The following is a 21,923-nucleotide window of genomic DNA, read 5'->3' on the forward strand; positions in this document are numbered from 1 at the left end:
CCAGCGCGCATGGTTGTCCACAGGCCGGGCGGGATGTCACAGCTTCGGGCTACGGTCGTCACCGAGAGTATTCGCACTCACGGGGAGGCCGATATGACCATGCAGGACACGACCAGGCAGGAAACGGCGACGCGCACTCTGGCTCCGGGTCGCGCCGCCGGCGAACTGGAGTTGAAGCGGTCCGAGTTCGATCTCGCCGTTCAACTGGGACACATCCGCATCACGGCGGGGGCGAGTGGTGGGCCGCCGCGGGTCGATCACGAAGAGATCGCGCGGCTGCGGACGGCCGAGGGTTTCCCGGACGCGTTGCGCGAGCGTGTGCGGACGGTGGGCACGGTGGAGGGTGCGGAACTCCTCTCGATCACCCCCGCCCGCTTCACCCGCCTCGCGCGCACGGGCCACGTCACGCCGATCCGCTTCTACCTCAACCGCTACCGGGCCGTGGTGTGGCTCTATCTCGCCGAAGAACTTCTCGGCTTCGCCCGCGCACATCCCGCCCTGCTGACCGGTAGGACACCACCGGCTCTCCGGTCGCTGCTCGAGGAGGGCGAGGACCGCCGGGCGCGGAACTGGCGCGGCAGGCGCCTCGGAATGCTGCTGAGGGCGACAGCCGGTCCATGGGAGCGGGCGGCGGCGATCGCCTCCGTGCTCGACGCGGTGACGGTGGCGAAGGTCGTCACGGATCCCTACGAACGATCGCGTCTGAGGGTGCTGCGACCCGAACTCGTCCCCGCGCGGCCGGAATCGCCGTCCGCCCATGCGGTGGTCGAGCGCCTGCTGCAGGCGGACCATCCCGACGAGATCCTGTGGCACCGGGTCAACCTGTCGCAGGCTGTGCGGGAGGCACGCGAGAGCTGCCCCGCACCCCGGCCGGCGGCAAGGACGGGGCAGTCGGCGCAGGCTCCCCGGGCCGGTCAGTCGGCGCTGGCTCCCCAGGCGGTTCCGCGAGGCGGGCATCCGCTCCGGAAGCACCGCAGTCCGTACGGGCGCGGGCTGCTCCGGCGGCTCCGTTTGCGTCGACCGGGAGCCGTGGGCTGAGGGGGAACCGGGCGTCCGGGATGGCGGGATTCCCTGCCGGCGGGGCGTGGGTGCGCGCCTGCCCTACCGTTCGTCGTCGCCGAGGTGCGTGCGTCCCGGGGGCACGCCGGCCCGGCACGAGCCGAACGACGGGTCCGGGGGCGCCGAACGAGCCATCGCGCGGAAGTTGAGGTTGCGGTTGGGTGCTGTGCCGTGACTGAAGACGACCGGCGTGGCTGGTGCGGTAGTGACCGCTGAGGCGGCAGGTGGCGATGACGGCATGTGCCAGGTGCGGTTCGGCCAGAGCGGCGCATCCAGGGCTGTGCGCCAGACCCTCACAGGCTTCATAATTCCTCTACGCACAAAGCCCCGGTGGAGCCTGAGGAGGAGGGCGGGGCCTTCTCGCCGCAGCATGCGGCGTACGCCGATGTGGCCCCCCGTCGACGGGGGCACCAATGGGGACACGGGTTGTGCCTTGAAGATCCTTGTGGTGGACGATCGTGAGGACAACCTCTTCGCGATCGAGAGTCTCTTACGCCCCGTGGGGCGTCCGGTGGTCCGTGCGCGCAGCGGGGACGAAGCCCTGAAGACCGTGATGCGTGGCGGTATCGCGGTGGTCGTTCTCGACGTGGTGATGCCTCGCATGGACGGCCTCGAAGTTCTTGCCTACCTCAAGCGGCTGGACCACACACGCAATCTGCCCGTGGTGCTGATGACCGGTCTCGGCCGGGACGACGATCTTGCCGCCCGTGCCTACGAACTGGGCGTCTCCGACTTCATGTTCAAGCCCGTCGACCCCTGGGTCGTCCGTACGAAGGTCAGGGCGCTGGCCGACCTGTACGTCGAGAACCAGAGCCTGCGCGCTCAGCTCGGCGCGCTGCCCCGCCGTGGTGCAGAGGCCTCTGCGGCGAGTCTGCCGGGCCTGATCGGCGCGCACGTGCCCCGCCAGCCCGGTGGTGGAGCACCGCACGTTCGTCGATGATGATCTTCGCGCCTCAGGAGGCGTTCTGCGTCCCTCGCACGTTACGAGGTCTCTGCGGCAAGGAGGGGACGGTGGCCGGCCCGCCCTCCTGCACCGCCTGAACCGCGGCCTGATGCAGGCTGCGGCTGTCGTCCTCGGACTGACAGGGTGCGGGACTCCCTGTCATCGTGAACCAGTCGGAGGCCCCGCTGTACTGCACCGCGACGCGGGCCTCTCCGCCCGCCCAGGTCGTGTGCACGGTGAGATCACCGCTCAGCACGCCTACCTCGTCGGTGAGCACTCCTCCACGGCCGGAAAACACGCCGGCGGTCGTCCATGATGCCCAGCTCATCCTCCCAGGCTCGCACTCCGGATCCGCAAGCGCGACTGTTGCGGCGATGGTCCATGTGGCGGGCCCCCGGATTGCCGATCGAGCCACCGGTGCTTATATGCCCGGAACTGCGTCTCTGGGCAGGCCGCTAGCATCACCCTCTTCTGCCGCTGCCGCTGCCGGCTCAGCTGCCGAGGACTGGAGTGATGTGGACGTGTCCCGACCGCGCGTAGGTGTGGCCGTACTGACCATGGGGACCCGGCCCGCCGAGCTGCGGGCCCTGCTGGACTCCGTCGTCAAGCAGCAGGAGCCTGCCGCACAGGTCGTGGTGGTCGGGAACGGGTCGGTTCTGCCGGAGCTGCCCGAGGGCGTGATCGGGGTGGAGCTGGAGGAGAACCTCGGTGTGGCCGGCGGACGCAATGTCGCCCTCGCCCGGCTGCGTACGGCAGGGGGCGTGGACATCCTCGTGGACCTGGACGACGACGGTCTGCTGATCGAGGCCGACGTGTTCACCAGGATCGCCGACCTGTTCACCGCCGATCCCCGGCTCGGCATCGTCAGCTTCCGCATCGCCGACGAGACCGGCTTCACCCAGCGGCGGCACGTCCCCCGGCTGCGGGCGGGAGACCCGATGCAGCGAGGGCTCGTGACCACGTTCCTCGGCGGTGGCCATGGAATCTCGATGCGGATGCTCGACGAGATCGGGGACTGGCCCGACGACTTCTTCTTCACCCACGAGGAGACGGATCTGGCCTGGCGGGCGCTCGACGCGGACTGGAAGATCCTCTACGAGCCTGCTCTGGTCCTTCAGCACCCCCGGACCTCGCCGGCCCGGCACGCGAACTTCTACCGGCTGACCGCCCGCAACCGGGTCTGGATGGCCCGGCGCCATCTGCCCGCGCTGCTCGTGCCGGTCTATCTGGGGACGTGGATTGCGCTCACGGTTGCCCGTACTCGTTCTCTACCCGGCCTGCGGGCTTGGTTCGGCGGCTTCGCCGAAGGGGTGCGCAGGCCGTGTGGAGTCCGCCGCCCCATGCGGTGGAGGACGGTCTGGCGCATGACCCGCCTGGGTCGCCCGCCCGTCGTCTAGGGTCTGCCGACCGGGCCGGCCCCTGGGCGCGGCCTTCCGACCCGGCCCCGCCCGCCAGGCCGATGCCCCCCGGCCAGCCATCCGCCCACCGCTCCCGGCCCACACCAGCCCCGCCCCGCCGTCTCTTCACTCCGACAGAAGTTCCACGAGCGCATGCCCTCGCTCCGTGCGCGTGAGCACCACATGGCGGCCGCGGCGTTCGCGTTCGAGGAGGCCGGCGTCCTGGAGCTGGGTGCAGTGGTAGGTGATGTTGGCCGGGCTGCAGCGCAGATGCGACGCCAGCTCGCCCATGGTCATCGGGGCCGCCGACGCCCGGAGGATCGCGGCACGCAGCCGGCCCGCGATCAGTGTCAGGGGATCACGGCTGATCTCGGCCGGTTGTCCGGCCGCTGTGCCGCCGTCCCACAACTGGCCGATCCCGGGCAGCGGATAGCCGATCCACACCAGGTCGGGCCGGTCGAAGGCGAACATCGACGCACCCATGCCGGAGACAATGGGGACCAGGACGAGCCGGCGGTCGCCGAGGTCGAAGGTCCCGGCCTGCTGGTCCGGCAGATACAGGCTGGTGCCCCGCAGCTTGAACCGCGGGCTGATCCCCGGAAGCACGCTGTCCAGGCATCCCCGTACCGTCGCGCTGCCGATACGTTCCGCCTCGCGGTGGAACAGCCGGTCGGCCTGCTTCCACACCGGCAGGAACTCCTGCCACACCTCGGCCAGAAGCCCCGCGTACGCCTGAAGCCAGTCGCGGGGGCGGTCCACGACCGGCTGCCACTGCCGGGGCACACTCTGGGCGAACTCCGTCTCCATCTCGGCCAGCAGCGTGTCCGGAGACAGATCCGCCAGCTGCTCGAACTGCGTGGTCGCGTCGCCGTCCGGCATGCACGCCGTCGGGGTCAGGCAGTCGGGAATGATCGAGTAGTCGGGCGCGAAGAGCGGACTCACCACCCCCGGTGCGGCCCGGGGAGCGGCGGATCGGACGATGCGCTGCCAGTGCGCAGGAACGCCCTGGCTGCGTCCCCCGAGCGCGTCCGCGACGAGTGACAGAAGGGTTGCTCCCGGATGGGGAGCGACGGAGACCCGGACCCGGTCGAGCGGGCCGAGTCGGAGTTCGGTGAAGCCGTGCACTGTGCGGTCCCCCTGCCGTACAACGTGCCGTGCCGAGCCGTGTGACGGGCCGTTCTTTCAGGGGTGGGGACGCGGGACGACTTCATGCCGGTTCAACCACTTCAGGCCATCCTGGACGCCCGTTCACACCCGCCGCATGAAGCTCTCCTGTTGCCCTGCTGAAGAAATCCTCGATGGACTCCGCGGGCCGAGCTGGGCAGATTGGTGCAGGTCCATGGACGTACGCTGTCATTGTTTGTCGTAGTTGCCGCAACTGTCGCAGTCGTCGCAGCTGTCCTCGGTCCTTTCGACACCATGCACTGGAGCCGCCCCGATGAAGGCCCTTGTCAAGCAGCATGCCGAGCCCGGCCTGTGGCTCATGGACGTGCCGGAGCCGGAGACGGGTTCCGGCGATGTGCTGATCAAGGTGCTCCGTACGGGCATCTGCGGCACCGATCTGCACATCCGGTCGTGGGACGCCTGGGCCCAGCAGGCGGTCAGTGCGCCGCGGGTTCTCGGCCACGAGTTCGTCGGCGAGGTCGCGGCGGTCGGTGCGGACGTCGCCGACATCGCCGTTGGCGACATCGTGAGTGGCGAGGGGCACCTCGTCTGCGGCAAGTGCCGCAACTGTCTCGCGGGCCGCCGTCACCTGTGCCGCAGCACGATCGGCCTCGGGGTCGGCAGGGACGGCGCGTTCGCCGAGTACGTCGCCCTGCCCGCCTCCAACGTGTGGGTCCACCGCACGGAGGTGGACCTGGATGTCGCGGCGATCTTCGACCCCTTCGGTAATGCCGTCCACACCGCGCTCTCCTTCCCGCTCGTGGGCGAGGACGTACTGATCACCGGCGCGGGCCCCATCGGCATCATGGCCGCGGCCGTCGCCCGCCACGCCGGCGCACGCAACGTCGTGATCACCGACGTCAGCGAGCCCCGCCTCGCCCTCGCCCGCAAGGTCGGTGCCACGCTCGCGCTCAACGTCGCCGAGCACGACATCGCCGAGGCACAGCGCCGGCTCGGTCTGAAGGAGGGCTTCGACATCGGTCTCGAGATGTCCGGCCGCCCCGAGGCCATGCGGGACATGGTCGACAACATGACGCACGGCGGCAGAATCGCCATGCTCGGGCTGCCGGCGCAGGAGTTCGCCGTCGACTGGTCGAAGATCGTTACCTCGATGATCACGATCAAGGGCATCTACGGCCGGGAGATGTTCGAGACCTGGTACGCGATGACGGTCCTGCTCGAAGGCGGCCTCGACCTCAGCCCCGTGATCACCGGCAGCTACGGGTACCAGGATTTCGACGCGGCCTTCGACGAGGCGGCGCAGGGCCGTAGCGGCAAGATCATCCTCGACTGGACCCGCTGACCGGCAGACTCACGGGCCGGCCCGCCGGCCGGCCGCCCTGTCGATCCGCTGACCGCCGTCCGCTGACCGCCATTCGCGCCCGCCCCGGGCCTCCGCCCCTCGCCCCGACCAACAGCCCGCAGCCACCGCTCAAGGGAGCTCACCTCATGTTCGAGTCCGTCCGCGACGACCTCCGCGTCACCCTCGACGAGATCCGCGACGCCGGCCTCTTCAAGCCCGAGCGGGTCATCAGCACCCCGCAGAGCGCGTCCGTCTCCGTCCCCTCGGGCGAGGTGCTCAACTTCTGCGCCAACAACTACCTCGGCCTCGCCGACCACCCCCAGGTCGTCGCCTCCGCCAAGGAAGCACTGGACCGCTGGGGCTACGGCATGGCCTCCGTGCGCTTCATCTGCGGCACCCAGGATGTGCACAAGGAGCTCGAGGCCCGCCTGTCCGCTTTCCTCGGCCAGGAGGACACGATCCTCTACTCCTCCTGCTTCGACGCCAACGGCGGCGTGTTCGAGACGCTGCTCGGCCCGGAGGATGCCGTCATCTCGGACGCCCTCAACCACGCGTCCATCATCGACGGCATCCGCCTCTCCAAGGCCCGCCGTCACCGGTACGCCAACCGCGACCTCACCGAGCTCGAGCAGCAGCTCAAGGAGACCCAGGACGCCCGCCGCCGGCTCATCGTCACCGACGGCGTGTTCTCCATGGACGGGTACCTGGCCCCGCTGCGCGAGATCTGCGACCTCGCCGACCGCTACGACGCCATGGTCATGGTCGACGACTCGCACGCCGTCGGCTTCGTCGGCCCCGGCGGCCGGGGCACCCCGGAACTGGCCGGCGTGATGGACCGCGTCGACATCATCACCGGCACCCTCGGCAAGGCGCTCGGAGGAGCCTCCGGCGGCTATGTCGCGGCCCGCGCCGAGATCGTCGCCCTGCTGCGTCAGCGCTCCCGCCCGTACCTCTTCTCCAACTCCCTCGCACCGGTCATCGCCGCCGCTTCGCTCACGGTTCTGGACCTGCTGGAGTCCGCGGGCGACCTGCGCGAGAAGCTCACCGCCAACACCGCACTGTTCCGGTCGAAGATGACCGAGGCGGGCTTCGAGATCCTGCCCGGCGACCACCCGATCGCGCCCGTCATGATCGGCGACGCCGCCGAGGCCGGCCGGATGGCCGAGCTCCTCCTGGAGCGCGGTGTCTATGTCATCGGCTTCTCGTACCCCGTCGTGCCGATGGGTGCCGCCCGTATCCGCGTCCAGCTGTCCGCCGCGCACTCCACCGAAGACGTCGAGCGGGCCGTCGCGGCGTTCATCGACGCACGCCAGGCGCTGAAGGGCTGAGTCCACCTGGCAAAATGGCCGGGTGATCGACCCTCGGCGGCTGCGCATCCTGCGAGCCGTGGCGGACCACCGTACGGTGACCGCCGCGGCCTCCGCGCTGTATCTGACCCCCTCGGCCGTCTCCCAGCAGCTCATCGCGCTCGAGCAGGAGACCGGCCACGCCCTCCTGATCCGCAGCGGCAAGGGGGTGCGGCTCACGGCCGCCGGGGAGATCCTGCTCGCGCACACGCATGCCGTGCTCGCCCAGCTGGAGCGGGCCGAGGCGGAACTCGCCGCGTACGCGGGCGGCGCCGCGGGCGAGGTCACGGTCGCTGCCTTCGCCACCGGCATCGCCGAGGTCGTTGCCCCCGCCATAGGCCGTCTCGCCGTGGACCACGCGGGAATCCGGGTCCGCGTCCGGGACGCCGAGGGTGACGAGAGCCTGCCGCTCGTTCTCGACGGCGAGGCGGATCTGGCCGTCGCGGTCGAGTACCGCGGAGCCCCGGGCGAGGGCGACCGCCGGCTGGCACGGGTGCCGCTGTACGCGGAGCCGTTCGACGCCGTCCTGCGCGCCGACCATCCACTCGGTACGGCGCCCCGGGTCGCACTGGCCGAACTCGCCGACAGTGACTGGATCGGCCCCTACCCCGGCAACCCCTGCCACGACATGGTGCTGCTCGCCTGTGAACTGGCCGGCTTCCAGCCCCGTCTCGCGCACTGGTCCGACGACTTCCGCGCTGTCGTGGCCCTCGCCGGAGCGGGCGCGGGAGTGGCGCTGGTGCCCCGCTCCGCGCTGCGCGGCATGGAGCTCACCGACACCGTCGTGCTCCCGGTCTCCGGTCCTGCCGCGACCCGCAGGGTGTTCGCCGCGGTACGGCGGGGAGCGGAGCGGCATCCGCTGATCAGCCCCGTACTGGATGCGCTCGCCGCGGCTGCGGACGGCCTCTCCACCGACTGACCGCGGCCCGGAAGCGCCACTCCCGGCACCAGCACCGCCCGGACCCGCCACGGAAGCACCCACCCGGCCGCCGCAGTACCGCCCGGACCCGCCACGGAAGCACCGGACCCCGGCCGCCGCAGCACCACCCGACCCGCCACGGAAGCACCCACCGCGGCCGCCCCGGCCGCCCGGACCGGCCAGAGGGCCCCCGGATCTCGGCCGCCCCCGGCGCCAGGACCCGCCGCCCTTTCAAGCCTCGAGCCCACCCCGCGCTCAGCCGGACCGCGCCCCCAGCGCGGTGCTCAGCGCCACGGCCGGGTCAGCGGTCAGACCTCGCTGGTACGCACTCTCGTACGCCACGTCGCCCGCCTCGGCCCGGGCCGTCCGCTCGCACTCCTCCCGGACCGCCCGCAGTTCCGGAGTGCCCCGCTGAGGGTGGCCGACCGTGCGCCAGCAGGACTGGCCCGTCCCGTACACGAGCCCGGCCAGTTCACCGTCGCCCGCCGCGGCGATCGCGGCCGCCAGCACGTCCAGCCCCAGCGCGATCCCGAAGCTGTCGCCGAGGCTCCGTTTGCTCTCGAGCATCGAGCGGGCATGCGCCGCCGCATCCAGTGGGTTCCCGGCGAAGAGGTCGATCAGCGCGAGCTGGTAGTCGAGGTAGGCGCGGGACCAGACCTCGCCCCGCTGCACACAGCCCGCCCGCAGCCACAGCGCACGCTCCCGGGCCTCGGGCAGTTTGCCGAGCCCGGTCAGGGCGAAGACCTGCACCAGGTGGCAACGCAGCCGGGACGCGGAGTCGAAGGGCTCACCGGGCGCGGCTCCCAGCCCGTGCTCCGTCACCAGATGGGCGGCGATCGGCCGTCCGGTCAGCAGCGCGATGAGCCCGGTGAGATACGCGGCCGCCAGCAATTCCTCGGTGTCGCCGTCCCGCCATGCGGCGCGCGTGCACTGCTCACCGACCCGCTGAGCGTCCTCGTACTCGCCCTGGAGCGTGAGGGTGACGCCGAGCGCCCACAGTGCCCGCGTACGGTCCGCACTGTCCGACGGATGCGCGGCCAGGGCCTGTTCGAGGTATCCGCGGGCCTCGTGCAGATGGCCGCAGCAGCTCCAGAAGAAGCCGATGAGGCCGACGAGGCGCAGCGCGCGCTCCGGGGAGGTGGCCAGCAGATGGTCGAGTGCCGTGCACAGGTCGGTGTCCGCCTCGGCGATCCTGCGGTACCACCGGGTCTGGTCGGCGCTCAGCCAGCCCGCGTCCGCGTCCTGGGCGAACCGCAGGAAGTGGTCCGCGTGCCGCTCCGCCAGGGCAGCCTCCTCGTGGAGCGCGCGCAGCCACAGGTGCCCGTACTCGCGGATGGTGTCGAGCATGCGGTAGCGGATGCCGTCGCCGCCCGCGACGACGGTGACGACGGACACGGCCACCAGGCGCCCGAGCAGCGCGTCCACGGCATCCGCGCCGAGCGGTCCGCCCGAGCACACCGCGCGGGCGGACTCCAGGTCGAAGTCGCCGCGGAAGACGGTGAGTCGCGCCCACAGCAGCCGTTCGAGCGGCGCGCACAGCTCGTGACTCCACCCGATCGTGGTACGCATCGTCCGGTGACGCTGCGGCCGGACCCCCGGACCGGTGGTGGCGAGGACGTCGAAACGGGAACCGAGCCGCTCGGCGATGTCCTCGACCGTGGCCTGACCGGCCTGTGCGGCGGCCAGTTCCAGCGCCAGGGGAATCCCTTCCAGCCGGCGGCAGATCCGTATGGCGGCCGCGGCCTGCGGCGCATCTCCGGTTCGGGTCCCGGTCCCGGTCGCTGTCCCCGTCGCCGCCCCTGTCCCCGTCTCCGTCCCCCGGGATTCCGCCGCGGAGGATGCCGCGGCCACCCGTTGGGTGAACAGCTCCAGCGCGTCCGGCCCGCCCGGGGGCAGGGGCTCGACTTCGATCAGCCGCTCGCCCTCCATGCCCAGCGGTTCGCGGCTTGTGACGAGCACGGTCAGGTCCGCCACGGCCGTCAGCAGATCGGCGACCAACTCCCGGCAGGCGTCGACCAGATGCTCGCAGGAGTCGAGGACGAGGAGCAGCCGTTTGCCCGCCAGCCACTCGCACAAGGCGTCGACCGGCATACGCGGCGTGTGGTCCGCGAGGTCGCAGGCGTCCGAGACGGCGGACAGCAGCAGCCGGTCCCCGTGGAGCGGCGACAGATCGGCCCAGGCCACACCGTCGGGGAACAGGGCCTGCGCTTCGCGCGCGGCCCGCAACGCCAGTCGTGACTTGCCGACCCCGCCCGTTCCGGCGAGGGTGACCAGTCGGTCGCGGGCCAGCGCGCGGTCCAATCGGAACAGTTCCCAGTTCCGTCCGACGAAGCTGGTCGATTCCTCCGGAATATTGCCCAACACGGGCACATTCTTGCGTACTTCGGACCTCTCAGGAGACGTCCGGGGCCGACTCCATCACCTTCTTGAGGTTGCGCAGCGTGATCGCGATGTTCTTTCGCTGGAATGCGGCGAACGTGCGGCCGCGGGTCGCCACCCTGTCGAAGGCGCCGGCCATCGCGTCGGGCCACGACCGGCGGTCGTCGGTCCAGGTCTCGGTCACCCGCGTGCCGCCGTCGACCGCCTCGAAGCGATACTCCCAGGAGGCGATCGGCGCCTTCAGCACGGGCTTGCGCCGGCCGATGGCGTGCACCCGGAACGCGAAGCGTTCGCCCGGCTCCGCGGCCGTCACCGTGCAGCGCGTCGTCCAGCGGATGGGGCCGCGCTTGTTGTGGCCGTCGAAGACCATGCCCACATGGGCGACCTGGGTGCCGTCCGTCATCGTCGCGCCCTGGTTCTCCGGGCTCCACCGCCCCATCCGGGTCGGATCGCTGACCTGGTCGTAGATCGTCGCCGGCGGGGCGTCGACGACGATGCTGTCCGAGACCGTCATGGTGCGTTTCATGGGTACGGCTCCGCTCTCGTGGGTGCCCGGGACTCCGCGGGCGATCATCTCGCCGTGGAGGTCGTTCCGTTCGGTGTACAGGAAGGTCGCGGTGCAGTCGTGGCCGGATGCGAGGGTCGTGCTCGGGCGGAAATCCCTGTGGCGTCGCCGCGGGACCCGTCCGCCCGGACGCCGGTAGCGTCCGGACGCCGGTACCACCCGGACGTCAGTACCGCGCTGCCGAGGTGTCGACCAGGATCGCCGCCTCCGCCGCCTCGTCGTCGAAGTCCTCCTGCCGGTGGATACCCGTACGGCTGTTCGTCAGGCGGGTGGCGAGCCAGCCCGCGAGGAAACCGACGGGAATCGAGACGAGGCCCGTGGTCGTGTACGGGAACCAGGTGAAGTCCTGGTCCGGGAAGATCGCTTGGGGGGAACCCGAGACCAGTGTGGTGCCGGTGATGAGGATCAGGACGCTGACCGCGCCACCGATCATCGAGGCCAGGAGACCCGCGCGGTTGAAGCGCTGCCAGAACAGGCTGTAGACGAGCGCCGGGGCGATCGCCGAGGCGCCCAGACAGAACGACAGGGTGACCATCGCCTGGAGATTCCAGTGCCGGGAGGCCGCCGCGAGGACGATCGCCGCGAGGCCGACCAGCGCCGCCGTCGCACGGGCGAGCATCATCTCGGTGCCGGCACGCAGCTGTTGCCTGCGCCGCAGGCCGTTCGTGATCAGGTCGTGGGCCAGGGAGTTGGCGCAGGCGAGCGTGATGCCGGCGACGGACGCCAGCAGGGTCAGGAAGATGGCGGTGGCCATGGCCGTGAAGAGGAGTGTCTCGAAGCTGGACACGGATTCGCCCATGACGGCCTGGCTGACGAGGAGGATCGACGTCTTGCCCTGGGGGTCGCTGAGCGTGATCTGCTGGCGGCCGACGAGCGCCGCCGCCCCGAAGCCGATCACGGCGCTGAGCAGGCCCATGACGACGACGGTGGAGACGGCCCAGCTCATCGAGCGGCGCACGGCGGGCGCGCTGCGGGAGCTGAACATGCGCATGGTGATGTGTGGGAGGCACGCCGCGCCGAGGACGACGGTCAGTTGCGAGCTGATCAGGTCGAGTCCGTCGCCGCCGAACTGGAGGCCGGGTGAGAGATAGGCCTGGCCCGCGCCGCTGCCGCGTGCCGCGGCGTCGAGAAGCGAGGGCACGCTGAAGTCGAAGCGGTTCAGCACGAGGGCCGCGATGGCGACGGCCGCGGCCAGCAGCACCACGGTCTTCACCAGCTGGATGAACGCTGTGCCCTTCATGCCGCCGATCGCCGCGTAGATGATCATCAGCAGGCCGAGGAGCACGATCGAGCCGGTCTTGAAGCCGGCGGCGTCGATGCCGAGGACGAAGGCCAGCAGATCGCCCGCGCCCGCGAGTTGGAAGATCAGCAACGGGAAGAGCGCCACCAGCGTCACGATGCAGGCGGTGATGCGTACGGCGGGGCTGGGCGCGCGGCGGGTGAGGACGTCGCCCATGGTGAACCGGCCCGCGTTGCGCAGTGGTTCGGCCAGCAGGAACATCAGCAGGACCAGGGACAGCGCGGTACTGAGCGCGAGTACGAGACCGTCCTGGCCCACGAGCGAGATGACGCCGATGGTGCCGAGGACGCTCGCCGCGGAGATGTAGTCACCGGCGATGGCGAGTCCGCTCTGCATGGGCGACAGCGAGCGGAAGCCGGTGTAGAACTCGTCCAGGTCGTCCCGGTCCGGCCCCGTCATCACGCACAGGAGCAGGGTCACGGTGATCACGGCGATGAACGCGACCAGGGACATGGTCTGGGCTTCGGTGCTGAATCCGGTCATCGTCGTGCTCCCTGCGGGGACGGGGCGGTGTTGCGGCGTACCGCTTCGGTGAGGGGGTCGACGCGGCGGCGTGCGGTGCGCTCGTACCAGGCGACGGCCAGCGCGGTCACGGGGAGTTGCAGCAGGCCCAGCAGGAGGCCGGTGGTGAGGCCGCCGGTGACCCTGCTCGACATGAGTTCGGGGGCATAGGCGCACAGGACGAGAAAGACGACGAAGTACCCGAGTGCGGAGAGCGTCGCGACGCGGCGCAGTCTCTTGTACGCCGTGCTCAGTGCGCGCACGTCACGACGACGGTCCGCGGCGGGCTGGGCGGGCCGCTGGGAGGGGTGGGGCTGTCCCGGCTGCTCGGGGAAGTCCGGGAACTCGGGATATGAGGGCTGTGAGCGGTGGTACGACATCGCGTTCTGGTCCTCGAATGCCTTCGCGGTCGGCCTGCGACGGCTGGCGCATGCCGGTGGAGCGGCACACGTTACCCGCCAGTAGAAGTGCCGGAGCATTCTCAGATGGACTGATTGGTCGGTCAGTTGACCCGGTCTGTCCGGAGTCGCGGCTCTCGCGCGGTACCCGCAGACGACGCTTCGACCAGCGGCGACAGCGGCTTTGTCCCCTTCTGCCTGCGCGTCAGTCCGACGCCGACGAGGACAATCAACATTCCGATAACGACGCGCAGAGTGAGCGCTTCGTCGAGGACGAGTGCCCCGAGGGTCAGGGAGACCACCGGCAGCAGATAGCCGACCGTGGCCGCGTTCGTGGCGCCCTCGTCCGCGATGAGCCGGTAGTTGAGCGCGAACGTGAACCCGGTGGCGAAGACGCCGAGGGCGATGACCGCCAGCACGCCGACGAGCGTGACGTCCGAGGTCGACGTACCCGCGACGGGCAGCGCGAGGGTGCTCAGGCCCGTTGCCGCGAGGAGCTGGGCCGCCGAGAGCGCGATGGGTGCCGAGCCCTTCCCGGTGAGCTTGCGTCCCATGTAGGTGAACGCCACCGCATAACTGGCCGCCGCCGCAAGGATGGCGAGCGCGCCCCAGCTGGTCAGCCCGCCCTGCTGCCACGGCGCGAAGATCAACAGGGTGCCGGCGAAGCCCAGAAGGAGTCCGGCGAGGCGGACCGGCCGGATTCCCCGCTCCGTACCGATGGCGAGTCCGATCAGCAGCGACCACAGGGGCGTGGTCGCGTTGAGCACGCCCGCCACCCCGGAGTCGACCGTCTGCTGGCCGATGCTGAACAGCGCGAACGGCAGGGCATTGCAGAAGAAGGCCGCCACCGCCAGATGACCCCAGGTCGCACGGTCGCGCGGCAGGCGCTTACGGGCCCAGGCCGCCATCGCGACCAGCACCAGCGCGCCGAGCGCGCAGCGCGCGAAGGTGATCTGCGCCGGGGTCAGGCCGTGGTCGAGTGCCACCTCGATCCAGAGGAATCCCGATCCCCACAGCAGGGCGAGTACGCCCATGCGCAGAAAAGTTCCTCTTCCGCCACTGACCACGTCCGTCTCCTCCAGGTCTTGTCAGGCGCTCCAGCCGAGGCCCTCCCGACCACCGTGCCGCACTCGACCTGGCAGCACCAGTGAAAAGTTGTGGGGTCAGCGTTAACCTCTGCTACATGCTCGATGTGCGCAGGATGCAGGTCCTCAGGGCGGTCGTCACCAGCGGCTCGGTCACCGCCGCGGCCGCGAACCTCGGCTACACGCCGTCCGCCGTCAGCCAGCAGGTCGCGGCACTGGAGAAGCAGGCCGGTACCGCATTGCTGGAACGCGTCGGCCGTGGAGTCCAGCCGACCGCTGCCGGACGGCTGCTCACCGAGCACGCCGGCGTCATCAGCAGGAACATCGCCGAGGCGGAGACCGCGCTCACCGATCTGCGTGAGGGGCGCACGGGGCGGCTGGCCGTGCGGTACTTCGCCACCGCCGGGGGCACGATCGTCGCGCCGGCGCTCGCCGACCTGCGCCGTACGCATCCGGGCGTGCAGATCGACCTCAAACTGATCGACCCCGAGGACCCGCTGCCCGAGGTCAAGCACGGCCGCGCGGACCTCGCCGTCGTGGTCCAGCTGCCGGACCGGCCGCGCGAGGACGTGCGGCTCGTCCATCTCCTCGACGACCCCTACCGTGCCGTCCTGCCCAAGGGGCACCCGCTCGCGTCCCGGAGGGTGATCGACCTGGCCGACCTCGCAGCGGAACGGTGGATCGGCAGCGAATGGCCTGGGCCCTGCCTCGACGTCGTCCTCGGAGCCTGCGGAGCGGCGGGATTCACCCCCGACATCGTGGTGCAGAGCGAGGACTATGCCACCGCCCAGGGCTTTGTCGCCGCCGGCCTCGGAGTGGGCCTCATGCCGCGCATCGGTCTCGGCAGCCGTCACCCCGGTGTCGTCGTCCGCAAGGTCCGTCGGCCCGAACCGGTACGGGCGATCCACGCGGCGGTACGGGAGAGCTCACTGACCCAGCCCGCCCTCCGTGCCCTGCTCGACGCCCTGAAGCAGGCGGCGCAGCAGTAGGCCCGGGCACCCGCCGGAAGGGGGGACCCGGGCCCACTGAGGTGAGCTGTCAGCGCGTCAGGGCTGCGCGGTCAGCTGGAAACTCTGTGCCGCCGAGTTGTCGCAGGCACGCTGCACCAACTGCACACTGTTCGCCGAACTGCCCGTCGTGCTCAGGCACTTGCCACTGTGCCGGGCGGTGAAGTGATAGCGCCCGGACGCCTCCCGCACCGGCAGCCACTGCTGGTTGCCGCCGCCGCTGTAGGACCACAGCTGCACCGGCGCGTTGTCCGCCGCCGACACACCCGTCACGTCGATCACCTGCTGGGGATTGCCCCGTATCCCGATCCTCGTGTAGCCGCTGTCCGTCGTACGGAACTGGAACTGCTGAGCCGCGGTCCCGTTGCAGGTGTACTGCTGGATCGCGGTCCCGTTGGCCGTGGCGGCCGACCGCGCGTCGGCGCAGGCGCCGTTCGCGTTGTTGGTCAGCGAGTACCACGCCGTCTCGGAGATCGGATCGTTCGGCGCCGGGCCGCCACCCGCGCCGCCGAGCCACTTCAGCCCGTCGATCAGGAAGCGGTTCTGTGTGGCGCTCGCGAACGTCGACGACAAAGGCTGATTGGTGTCGTAGTTCATCGCGTTGTGCCCGAAGTTCGCGTACAGCATCTTGTACTGGGTGTTGGTCCACAGGATCGGGTAGTAGCCGCTGTACCAGCTCTGGTTGGGGTCCGTCCCCAGCGGGAAGCTCGACGGGTCCACCGACGCCAGGATCTTGATGTTCTGGTTGGTGCGCAGATCGTTCGACCAGCTGTACCACTCGCTCACCGACGAGGTGAACGTCGCGGGCAGTCCCGTGGTCGAAGGGTGCGTCCGGTCCTCCGTCCTCAGCACCGACGTCGTCGGACCCCAGGTGTTCGACCGGAAGTTCCCACTCCCGAGGAACTGGTTGTAGTACCAGGGCCACGCCGACGCGTTCGTGGTGAACGCCGAGACATGGAAGCCCATCCAGCCGCCGCCCGCACGCATGTACCGTTCGAAGCCGGCCCGCTGGGCCGCCGACTGGGGTGCGTCGTCCAGGAACAGCACCACCTGGTACTCGTTGACCCCGCCGTTCGCCAGCAGCTCCCAGTTGGTGGTGGCCGTGTAGCTGAAGTTGTTCTGCGCGGCCGTGCGCGGGAACCACTCGTTGGCTTCCTTGACGAAGTTGATGTGTGCCGCGTCCCAGGTGCCGTTGTAGAAGGCGATCACCTTGAAGTCGGGAGCCTGGGGCCCCGCGTGCGCGGGGACCGTCGTGACCCCGACCAGCATCGCCAGCAGCATCAGAAGCCGTGCTCCGAGCCGCCTCACGGGTAGCTCACCAGGTTGGCCACGTTGGTGGACGAGTTGGACGGACCGCCCCTGTCGTTGATGACATGCCGGATGGTCCCGGTGCCGCCGAGTGAGACGGTCACCATGTTCTGGAACCGCACATTGGGGTTGTTGGGGACCTCGAAGGCGTGCTCCGCGGTCACACTGTTGTTGACGTTGAAGAAGCAGTAGCTGCCGAGTCCGTAGGCCTGGTGACTGGTCACGTTGTTGGCAACCTTGTAGGCCGCGTAGCCCTGCGTCGAACCGTTCATCCAGGCCGCCTGGTTGGGCGGGTCGTACGGCATCTCGTTCTGGTAGAAGTACGTCCGGCCGCCGTTGCCGTTCCAGATGGTCTGGTGCTTCTGGTAGTGCTCGACGAACAGGCCGTACATGGTCACGTTGTCGCCGTTGACGACGAGTCCCGTATCCGCGGTGTTGGTGTTCCAGCCGATGCCGCTGCCGTGGTCGCCGCGCCAGATCCACATGTGGTCGCCGATGACGTTGTCACTGTTGACCACGAGGCTCGTCGTCGCCTTGCCCACGGCCGCCCCGCCGACGCGGAAGTAGACATCGTGCAGCGAGGTGGGGTTGGCGGAGTGGTTCGCCGCGGCGCCGGCCGGGCCGACCTCCATCAGTGTCTGCGAGTTGGTCGTACCGGCGTCGAAGAGGACGCCCGCGACCTTCACCCCGTCGACGTCGGCGACCGTCATCGCCGTGATGCCGTTGTCCGGAATGAACGTGGCCAGGCCCAGACCGAGGACGACGGTGTCGGGGCGGGTCACCCGCAGCGTCTGGTTCAGGCGGTAGACGCCGGGGGTGACCAGGAGGTTCTTGCCCTCCGCCAGTGCGGCGTTGATCTGCGCGGCGGTCGCGCCGGGCTTGACGACGAAGAACTGGTCCATGCCGAGCGAGCTGCCCCCGGCGTTTCCTCCCGCCCAGGTGGTGGCCGAGGAGTTGGACCGCAGGGACGGTACGAACACCTTGTAGGCGCCCGCGCTGTCCACGTACAGGAACGGCTTCTCCCGGACCGTGGGGGTCTGGTTCACCGTGGTGTAGGGCGGGTTGGGGAAGCTGTTGCCCGGCACACCCTGGCTGCCGACGAAGACCATGTTCCAGTTGGCCCCGTTCCAGCTGCCGAGCTGGGAGTTGCGGGTCAGCCACTGCTGCTGGGTGCCGGACCGCACCTGGCCGTCGACCTTGCTGTCGGCCATGAATCCGCCGCTGGCCCAGCCACCGTCGTCCAGCGCCAGATTGCCCCGGACGTGCATGCGCCGGTACGCGGACGCCTGGGACACCGCCCACCGGTCGGTGCCACCCGTCGGGTTCACCGACAGGTTCTCGGCGCCGCGCCAGAAGTTCTGGGTGGCGTTCTGCGGCGGGAACCAGTCCGCCTCGACGTGCACCGCGCCGTTGATGGTCACCGAGTCCGGTGACTGGCCGAGACCGAGGACCTGCGTGTAGAAGCCGACGTTGACGTCGTTGCTGTACGTGCCCGGCTTGAACATCACCGCATAGCGCTGCGGGCCGAACTGGTTCTTCTCCTGCTGCTGGAAGATCGAGTTCAGCCTGCTCTGAATCGTCGACGACGGCATGGACGGGTCGAAGACGACCACGTTCGGACCGAGATCGACGTCACCGGGCGCGGTGCTCACGGGTGCCACCTGGAAGCGCTGTGCGGCCGAGCCGTTGCAGGTGTACTGCACGAGTTGAACGCTGTCGGCCGTCGAGGCGGACGGGACGTCCAGACATTTGCCGCTGTGCCGGTTGACGAAGTGGTAGGCGCCGCCTCCCTCGTCGACGGCCTGCCACTGCTGGTTGTTGCCGCCGCCGTACGTCCACAGGTGCACGGCCGCGTTGTCGGCGGAGGAGGTGTCGCTCACATCCACGACCTGGGCGGCGTCGTTGCGGTTGTTGATCCGCACGAAGCCGTCGCTCGTCGGAGTGAAACTCCACTGCTGCGCGGTGCTGTTGTTGCAGGCGTACTGCTGCACCGCGGTGCCGTTGACGGTCGCGGCCGAGCGCGCGTCCAGGCACTTGCCGCTGCCGCCGTTGACCACCGTGGACCAGCCGGCGGGCAGTGCGGCGGCTGCCTTGGCGGCGCGGGGCGTGGCGGCCTGGGTGGGCTGGACCGCGGTGAGGACCGAGGCGGCCGAAGCCGCGACCACGAAGGCCGCGACCCAGGGTCTCGTGATACGGGCCGGGATGGGACTGCGGCGATCCGCTCTGGGCGTTCGCAGGGATCGGAGCACGGTTTCTCCTGTGCCGACTGCACGGCGTGGGTGGGGGGTTGAGCCAGGGAAGGTGAGCCGGGACGTTGAGCTGGGACGTTGAGCCGGGAAGGGGCAGGTCAGCCGGTGTACTGCGCGAAGACGCGGGTGAAGTCCCACGGCTGCTGGGACACGCCCGAGCAGGTGTCGGCCCCGCCGCCGGTGCAGGGGCGGTCGCGGTTGACCGACCAGAAGGTCAGCCGTGCGAGATGCCGCTGCTGGGCGTAGCCGAGGATGGTGCGGAAGTCGGCGACGGTCACCGTCTCGTTGTTGTCGGTGATGCCGTTCATCGAGGAGATGCCGGTGTGCCGGTACGCCTGGTCGTCGGAGTAGCCGTAGGCACTCTTGACCGTGTTCTTCAGACCCTCGGCGGCCCGGACGGTGAGCTGGCCCATGTTCTGGCCTGCGCCGCCGAAGTTGAACGGCATGATCGTCCAGCTGTCCACGGTCAGACCGGAGGCGGCGGCCTTGCGGATCAGACTGTCGTCGGGGCCGTTCTGGCCGGTGCCGAAGGTGACGAACACCTTGATGCCGGGGTTGTTGGCCTTGACGGTCTTCAGCGCGTCGACCGTGCGCTGCTGGACGGTCGGACTGTCGTACGCCGCCGCCTCGATGTCGATGTCGATCGCCTTGAGGCCGTACGCGTTGATGACCTTCTGGTACGCCGCTGCCAGCTCACCCGCGCTGCCGCAGGAGCTCTCCAGCTTGTTGCCGCTCCACCCGCCGAACGACGGGATCACATCTCCGCCGGCGCCGCGGACGGTGTTGATCGTCTGCTGGTCCACCCCACCGGTCAGCGGCCTGCCGCCGTCCCACTGCGGGTTGCAGTAGCCGTTGCTGAGCACGAAGGCCAGCGTGAACCACTTGACGCCGGTGGCGTTCATCACGGTGGTCGGGCTCGGCGGGCTGCCCCAGCCGTTGTAGAGGTACGGCGCCACGGCCATGGGCCCGGTCGGTGCCGGGTTCTCCCCGCCACCGGGTGCGGTCCACTTCTGGTTGGCGGCGCCCGTGCAGGTCCATATCTGCAGGCGGGTGCCGTTGGCCGAGCTGTTGCCGGTGGCGTCGAGGCACTTGTCGGCCTGGGGGTTGACGATGTCACCGGCCGCGCCGACCGACCACTGCTGGGCCGCGCTGCCGTTGCAGTCCCACAGCTGGATCCGGGTGCCGTTGGCCGTGCCCGCGGAGGTGATGTCGAGGCATTTGCCGAGCGCGCGAACGGTGCCGTCCGTGCCGACGTTCCACTGCTGGGCGGTCGTGCCGTTGCAGTCGTAGAGCTGTACGGCGGCGCCGTTGGTGCTGCTCGCGCCGGCGACGTCGACGCACTTGCCGCCGATACCGGTGATCTGACCCGTCGCGGCGGGGGCGCCGCTCGCGGGGCTGCCGGTCAGGCCGGTGACCAGGGCGGCGGCCGCGGCCGTGCCCAGTACCCCGCGCATCGCGGGCCTGCGGAGAAGTCCGGTGGTCATCGGGTCACCGCCCACTTCTGGTTGGCCGTGCCGGTACAGGTCCATATCTGCAGGCGGGTGCCGTTGGCCGAACTGCCGCCGGCGGCGTCGAGGCACTTGTTGGCCTGGGGGTTGACGATGTCCTGGGCCGCGGGGACGGCCCATTGCTGGGCCGCACTGCCGTTGCAGTCCCACAGTTGGACGGGTGTGCCGTCGGCGGTGCCTCCGGACGCCACGTCCAGGCACTTGCCGAGTGCGCGGATGGTGCCGTCGGCGCCCACGGTCCAGCGCTGCGCGTCACTGCCGTTGCAGTCGTAGAGCTGGACGGGGGTGCCGTTGGCGTTGTTCGCGCTGGGCACGTCCACGCACTTGCCGCCCGCGCCGGTGATCGGACCGCCGCCACCGGGCGTGCCGTTGTCGGTGCTGACCCGGACGTAGTCGACGAGGAGCTGCTGGGGGAAGACCGTGCTGCCGTTGGGGTCTCCGGGCCAGTAGCCGCCGACCGCGAGGTTGAGGATGAGGAAGAAGGGCTTGTTGAAGACCCACTGCCGTCCGCCGAGGTCGGCGGGCGTGCGCCGCTGGTAGACGTTGCCGTCGACGGACCACGTGATCGCGTTCGGGCTCCAGTCGACGGAGAAGGTGTGGAAGGCGTCGGCGAACGCCTGGCCGCCCGGCAGGGTGTATCCGGCGCCGATGCCGCCCGATCCGGAGTAGCCCGGGCCGTGCAGGGTGCCGTGGACCGTGGACGGCTCGAAGCCCACGTTCTCCATGACGTCGATCTCGCCGGAGTTCGGCCAGCCGACCTGGCCGATGTCGTTGCCCAGCATCCAGAAGGCGGGCCACATGCCCTGCCCGCGCGGGATCTTCATCCTCGCCTCGACGCGGCCGTACGTCGTGGTGAACTTGCCTGCGGTGTTCAGCCGGGCCGAGGTGTACTCACAACGCCCGTACCAGCACTGGTAGTTACCGGGGTTCTCGCGGCGGGCGGTGATGGCCAGGTGGCCCTGTCCGTCGAGAGCGGCGTTGCGGTTGCCCGCGGTGTAGTACTGCCGTTCGTGGTTGTTGACGTTGTCGCCCGTCTCGATCTGCCACTTTCCGCCGTCCACGGCCGAGCCCGCGGGCCCGTCGAACTCGTCGGAGAAGGTGACGGCGGCCGCTGCGGCTGCGGCGGCGGGAGGGGCGGGCGGCTTCGCTGCGGGCGCGCTCGCCCCCTGCGCGAGTCCGGTGGACAGCGACGCGAAGGTGAGGAGCGAGGCGACGGACAGCACCAGTCGCCGGGATAAGCGCGGGGAGTCCATGACTCTCCCTTCCGGGAGCATGACGGGGGAGTGTCTGCTATGGCATGCATATGACAGACATGAGCGCATGCGGAACCGAGTGGTTGCTGCGCCGACCGGGGTGGGGGGTAGCAAGTGGAGCTGGGGGGTGCTTAGTTCACTACGTGATTTAAGAAGTGAACAAAGACCCTGTCAAGGGCTTGGTCTGGACCGCATGCATGAACGGAAGTCCGGCCCATGGACAGAGGGCGGGACGGTCC

Annotated in this window: 18 protein-coding genes; 7 read left to right on the plus strand and 11 right to left on the minus strand. The window is 70.0% G+C overall.

All coding sequences use genetic code 11. The features are described from left to right. The first annotated feature begins 93 nt into the window (after positions 1-93). Both ACQPWZ_RS32505 and ACQPWZ_RS32510 read left to right on the plus strand, forming a co-directional pair. The gene (locus ACQPWZ_RS32505; protein ID WP_433573173.1) at positions 94-1,038 is read left to right on the plus strand and encodes a DUF6397 family protein; all 945 of its coding nucleotides are present in this window, start codon (positions 94-96) and stop codon (positions 1,036-1,038) included. Positions 1,039-1,507: 469 nt separating this feature from the next. Beyond that, positions 1,508-1,999 carry a response regulator gene (locus tag ACQPWZ_RS32510; protein ID WP_340476983.1) on the plus strand — a complete coding sequence of 164 codons (492 nt, stop codon included), beginning with the start codon at positions 1,508-1,510 and terminating at the stop codon, positions 1,997-1,999. A gap of 13 nt (positions 2,000-2,012) precedes the next feature. Here ACQPWZ_RS32510 and ACQPWZ_RS32515 read toward each other — a convergent pair whose 3' ends face one another. Then, positions 2,013-2,330 carry a hypothetical protein gene (locus ACQPWZ_RS32515; RefSeq protein ID WP_340476984.1) on the minus strand — a complete coding sequence of 106 codons (318 nt, stop codon included), beginning with the start codon at positions 2,328-2,330 and terminating at the stop codon, positions 2,013-2,015. 193 nt (positions 2,331-2,523) lie between these two features. On the opposite strand from ACQPWZ_RS32515, the gene ACQPWZ_RS32520 reads away from it, so the two are divergent. Then, positions 2,524-3,399, plus strand: coding sequence for a glycosyltransferase family 2 protein (locus ACQPWZ_RS32520; protein WP_433573901.1), 876 nt, complete (start codon positions 2,524-2,526; stop codon positions 3,397-3,399). Between the two features lie 126 nt (positions 3,400-3,525). On the opposite strand, the gene ACQPWZ_RS32525 is transcribed toward ACQPWZ_RS32520, so the two are convergent. Next, complete coding sequence (locus ACQPWZ_RS32525) at positions 3,526-4,524, minus strand: winged helix-turn-helix domain-containing protein (RefSeq protein ID WP_433573174.1); 999 nt, start codon at positions 4,522-4,524, stop codon at positions 3,526-3,528. 313 nt (positions 4,525-4,837) lie between these two features. Between ACQPWZ_RS32525 and tdh the strand changes: the two genes are divergently transcribed. The 3 genes from tdh (at position 4,838) to ACQPWZ_RS32540 (ending at position 8,131) form a co-directional block, all read left to right on the plus strand. Further along, complete coding sequence (tdh, locus tag ACQPWZ_RS32530; protein ID WP_340476986.1) at positions 4,838-5,866, plus strand: L-threonine 3-dehydrogenase; 1,029 nt, start codon at positions 4,838-4,840, stop codon at positions 5,864-5,866. 146 nt (positions 5,867-6,012) lie between these two features. Further along, entirely contained in the window at positions 6,013-7,194 is a 1,182-nt protein-coding gene (locus ACQPWZ_RS32535; protein WP_340476987.1) for a glycine C-acetyltransferase, read from the plus strand. 22 nt (positions 7,195-7,216) lie between these two features. After that, on the plus strand, positions 7,217-8,131 hold the full coding sequence (locus tag ACQPWZ_RS32540) for a LysR family transcriptional regulator (RefSeq protein ID WP_340476988.1): 915 nt from the start codon (positions 7,217-7,219) through the stop codon (positions 8,129-8,131). 255 nt (positions 8,132-8,386) lie between these two features. Here the strand turns inward: ACQPWZ_RS32540 and ACQPWZ_RS32545 are convergent, their stop codons facing one another. The 5 genes from ACQPWZ_RS32545 to ACQPWZ_RS32565 all read right to left on the minus strand — a co-directional run bounded on the left by ACQPWZ_RS32545 (position 8,387) and on the right by ACQPWZ_RS32565 (position 14,308). Next, positions 8,387-10,495, minus strand: a complete 2,109-nt coding sequence (locus ACQPWZ_RS32545; protein WP_433573175.1) for an ATP-binding protein — start codon at positions 10,493-10,495, stop codon at positions 8,387-8,389. A 28-nt stretch (positions 10,496-10,523) separates the two neighbouring features. Then, positions 10,524-11,036 carry an SRPBCC family protein gene (locus ACQPWZ_RS32550; protein WP_340476990.1) on the minus strand — a complete coding sequence of 171 codons (513 nt, stop codon included), beginning with the start codon at positions 11,034-11,036 and terminating at the stop codon, positions 10,524-10,526. 205 nt (positions 11,037-11,241) lie between these two features. Continuing rightward, positions 11,242-12,858 (minus strand): cation acetate symporter, encoded by a 1,617-nt coding sequence (locus tag ACQPWZ_RS32555; RefSeq protein ID WP_340476991.1) that lies wholly within the window; start codon positions 12,856-12,858, stop codon positions 11,242-11,244. After that, positions 12,855-13,256, minus strand: a complete 402-nt coding sequence (locus ACQPWZ_RS32560; RefSeq protein ID WP_433573176.1) for a DUF485 domain-containing protein — start codon at positions 13,254-13,256, stop codon at positions 12,855-12,857. The genes ACQPWZ_RS32555 and ACQPWZ_RS32560 overlap by 4 nt, the downstream gene beginning before the upstream one ends. 122 nt (positions 13,257-13,378) lie before the next feature. Beyond that, on the minus strand, positions 13,379-14,308 hold the full coding sequence (locus ACQPWZ_RS32565) for a DMT family transporter (protein ID WP_433573177.1): 930 nt from the start codon (positions 14,306-14,308) through the stop codon (positions 13,379-13,381). A gap of 149 nt (positions 14,309-14,457) precedes the next feature. Between ACQPWZ_RS32565 and ACQPWZ_RS32570 the strand changes: the two genes are divergently transcribed. Beyond that, positions 14,458-15,348 carry a LysR family transcriptional regulator gene (locus tag ACQPWZ_RS32570; RefSeq protein WP_433573178.1) on the plus strand — a complete coding sequence of 297 codons (891 nt, stop codon included), beginning with the start codon at positions 14,458-14,460 and terminating at the stop codon, positions 15,346-15,348. Between the two features lie 57 nt (positions 15,349-15,405). Here the strand turns inward: ACQPWZ_RS32570 and ACQPWZ_RS32575 are convergent, their stop codons facing one another. The 4 genes from ACQPWZ_RS32575 to ACQPWZ_RS32590 all read right to left on the minus strand — a co-directional run bounded on the left by ACQPWZ_RS32575 (position 15,406) and on the right by ACQPWZ_RS32590 (position 21,684). Beyond that, entirely contained in the window at positions 15,406-16,635 is a 1,230-nt protein-coding gene (locus ACQPWZ_RS32575) for a ThuA domain-containing protein (RefSeq protein WP_405576046.1), read from the minus strand. A gap of 35 nt (positions 16,636-16,670) precedes the next feature. After that, positions 16,671-18,866 (minus strand): RICIN domain-containing protein, encoded by a 2,196-nt coding sequence (locus ACQPWZ_RS32580; RefSeq protein ID WP_433573902.1) that lies wholly within the window; start codon positions 18,864-18,866, stop codon positions 16,671-16,673. Between the two features lie 155 nt (positions 18,867-19,021). Next, positions 19,022-20,407 (minus strand): RICIN domain-containing protein, encoded by a 1,386-nt coding sequence (locus tag ACQPWZ_RS32585; RefSeq protein ID WP_433573179.1) that lies wholly within the window; start codon positions 20,405-20,407, stop codon positions 19,022-19,024. Then, entirely contained in the window at positions 20,404-21,684 is a 1,281-nt protein-coding gene (locus tag ACQPWZ_RS32590) for a lectin (protein WP_433573180.1), read from the minus strand. The genes ACQPWZ_RS32585 and ACQPWZ_RS32590 overlap by 4 nt, the downstream gene beginning before the upstream one ends. Positions 21,685-21,923 lie beyond the last annotated feature (239 nt).

The organism is Streptomyces sp. CA-251247 (genome assembly GCF_050952975.1).
Classification (GTDB): Bacteria; Actinomycetota; Actinomycetes; order Streptomycetales; family Streptomycetaceae; genus Streptomyces; species Streptomyces achmelvichensis.

What these genes read in the sequence shown, in the direction of transcription:
- ACQPWZ_RS32515 (WP_340476984.1), bottom strand. Translation starts at nt 2,330, where the DNA reads ATGAGCTGGGCATCATGGACGACCGCCGGCGTGTTTTCCGGCCGTGGA.
- tdh (WP_340476986.1), top strand. Translation starts at nt 4,838, where the DNA reads ATGAAGGCCCTTGTCAAGCAGCATGCCGAGCCCGGCCTGTGGCTCATG.
- ACQPWZ_RS32555 (WP_340476991.1), bottom strand. Translation starts at nt 12,858, where the DNA reads ATGACCGGATTCAGCACCGAAGCCCAGACCATGTCCCTGGTCGCGTTC.
- ACQPWZ_RS32550 (WP_340476990.1), bottom strand. Translation starts at nt 11,036, where the DNA reads ATGAAACGCACCATGACGGTCTCGGACAGCATCGTCGTCGACGCCCCG.
- ACQPWZ_RS32590 (WP_433573180.1), bottom strand. Translation starts at nt 21,684, where the DNA reads ATGGACTCCCCGCGCTTATCCCGGCGACTGGTGCTGTCCGTCGCCTCG.
- ACQPWZ_RS32565 (WP_433573177.1), bottom strand. Translation starts at nt 14,308, where the DNA reads ATGGGCGTACTCGCCCTGCTGTGGGGATCGGGATTCCTCTGGATCGAG.
- ACQPWZ_RS32585 (WP_433573179.1), bottom strand. Translation starts at nt 20,407, where the DNA reads ATGACCACCGGACTTCTCCGCAGGCCCGCGATGCGCGGGGTACTGGGC.
- ACQPWZ_RS32570 (WP_433573178.1), top strand. Translation starts at nt 14,458, where the DNA reads ATGCTCGATGTGCGCAGGATGCAGGTCCTCAGGGCGGTCGTCACCAGC.
- ACQPWZ_RS32560 (WP_433573176.1), bottom strand. Translation starts at nt 13,256, where the DNA reads ATGTCGTACCACCGCTCACAGCCCTCATATCCCGAGTTCCCGGACTTC.
- ACQPWZ_RS32505 (WP_433573173.1), top strand. Translation starts at nt 94, where the DNA reads ATGACCATGCAGGACACGACCAGGCAGGAAACGGCGACGCGCACTCTG.
- ACQPWZ_RS32575 (WP_405576046.1), bottom strand. Translation starts at nt 16,635, where the DNA reads ATGCTGGTCGGGGTCACGACGGTCCCCGCGCACGCGGGGCCCCAGGCT.
- ACQPWZ_RS32535 (WP_340476987.1), top strand. Translation starts at nt 6,013, where the DNA reads ATGTTCGAGTCCGTCCGCGACGACCTCCGCGTCACCCTCGACGAGATC.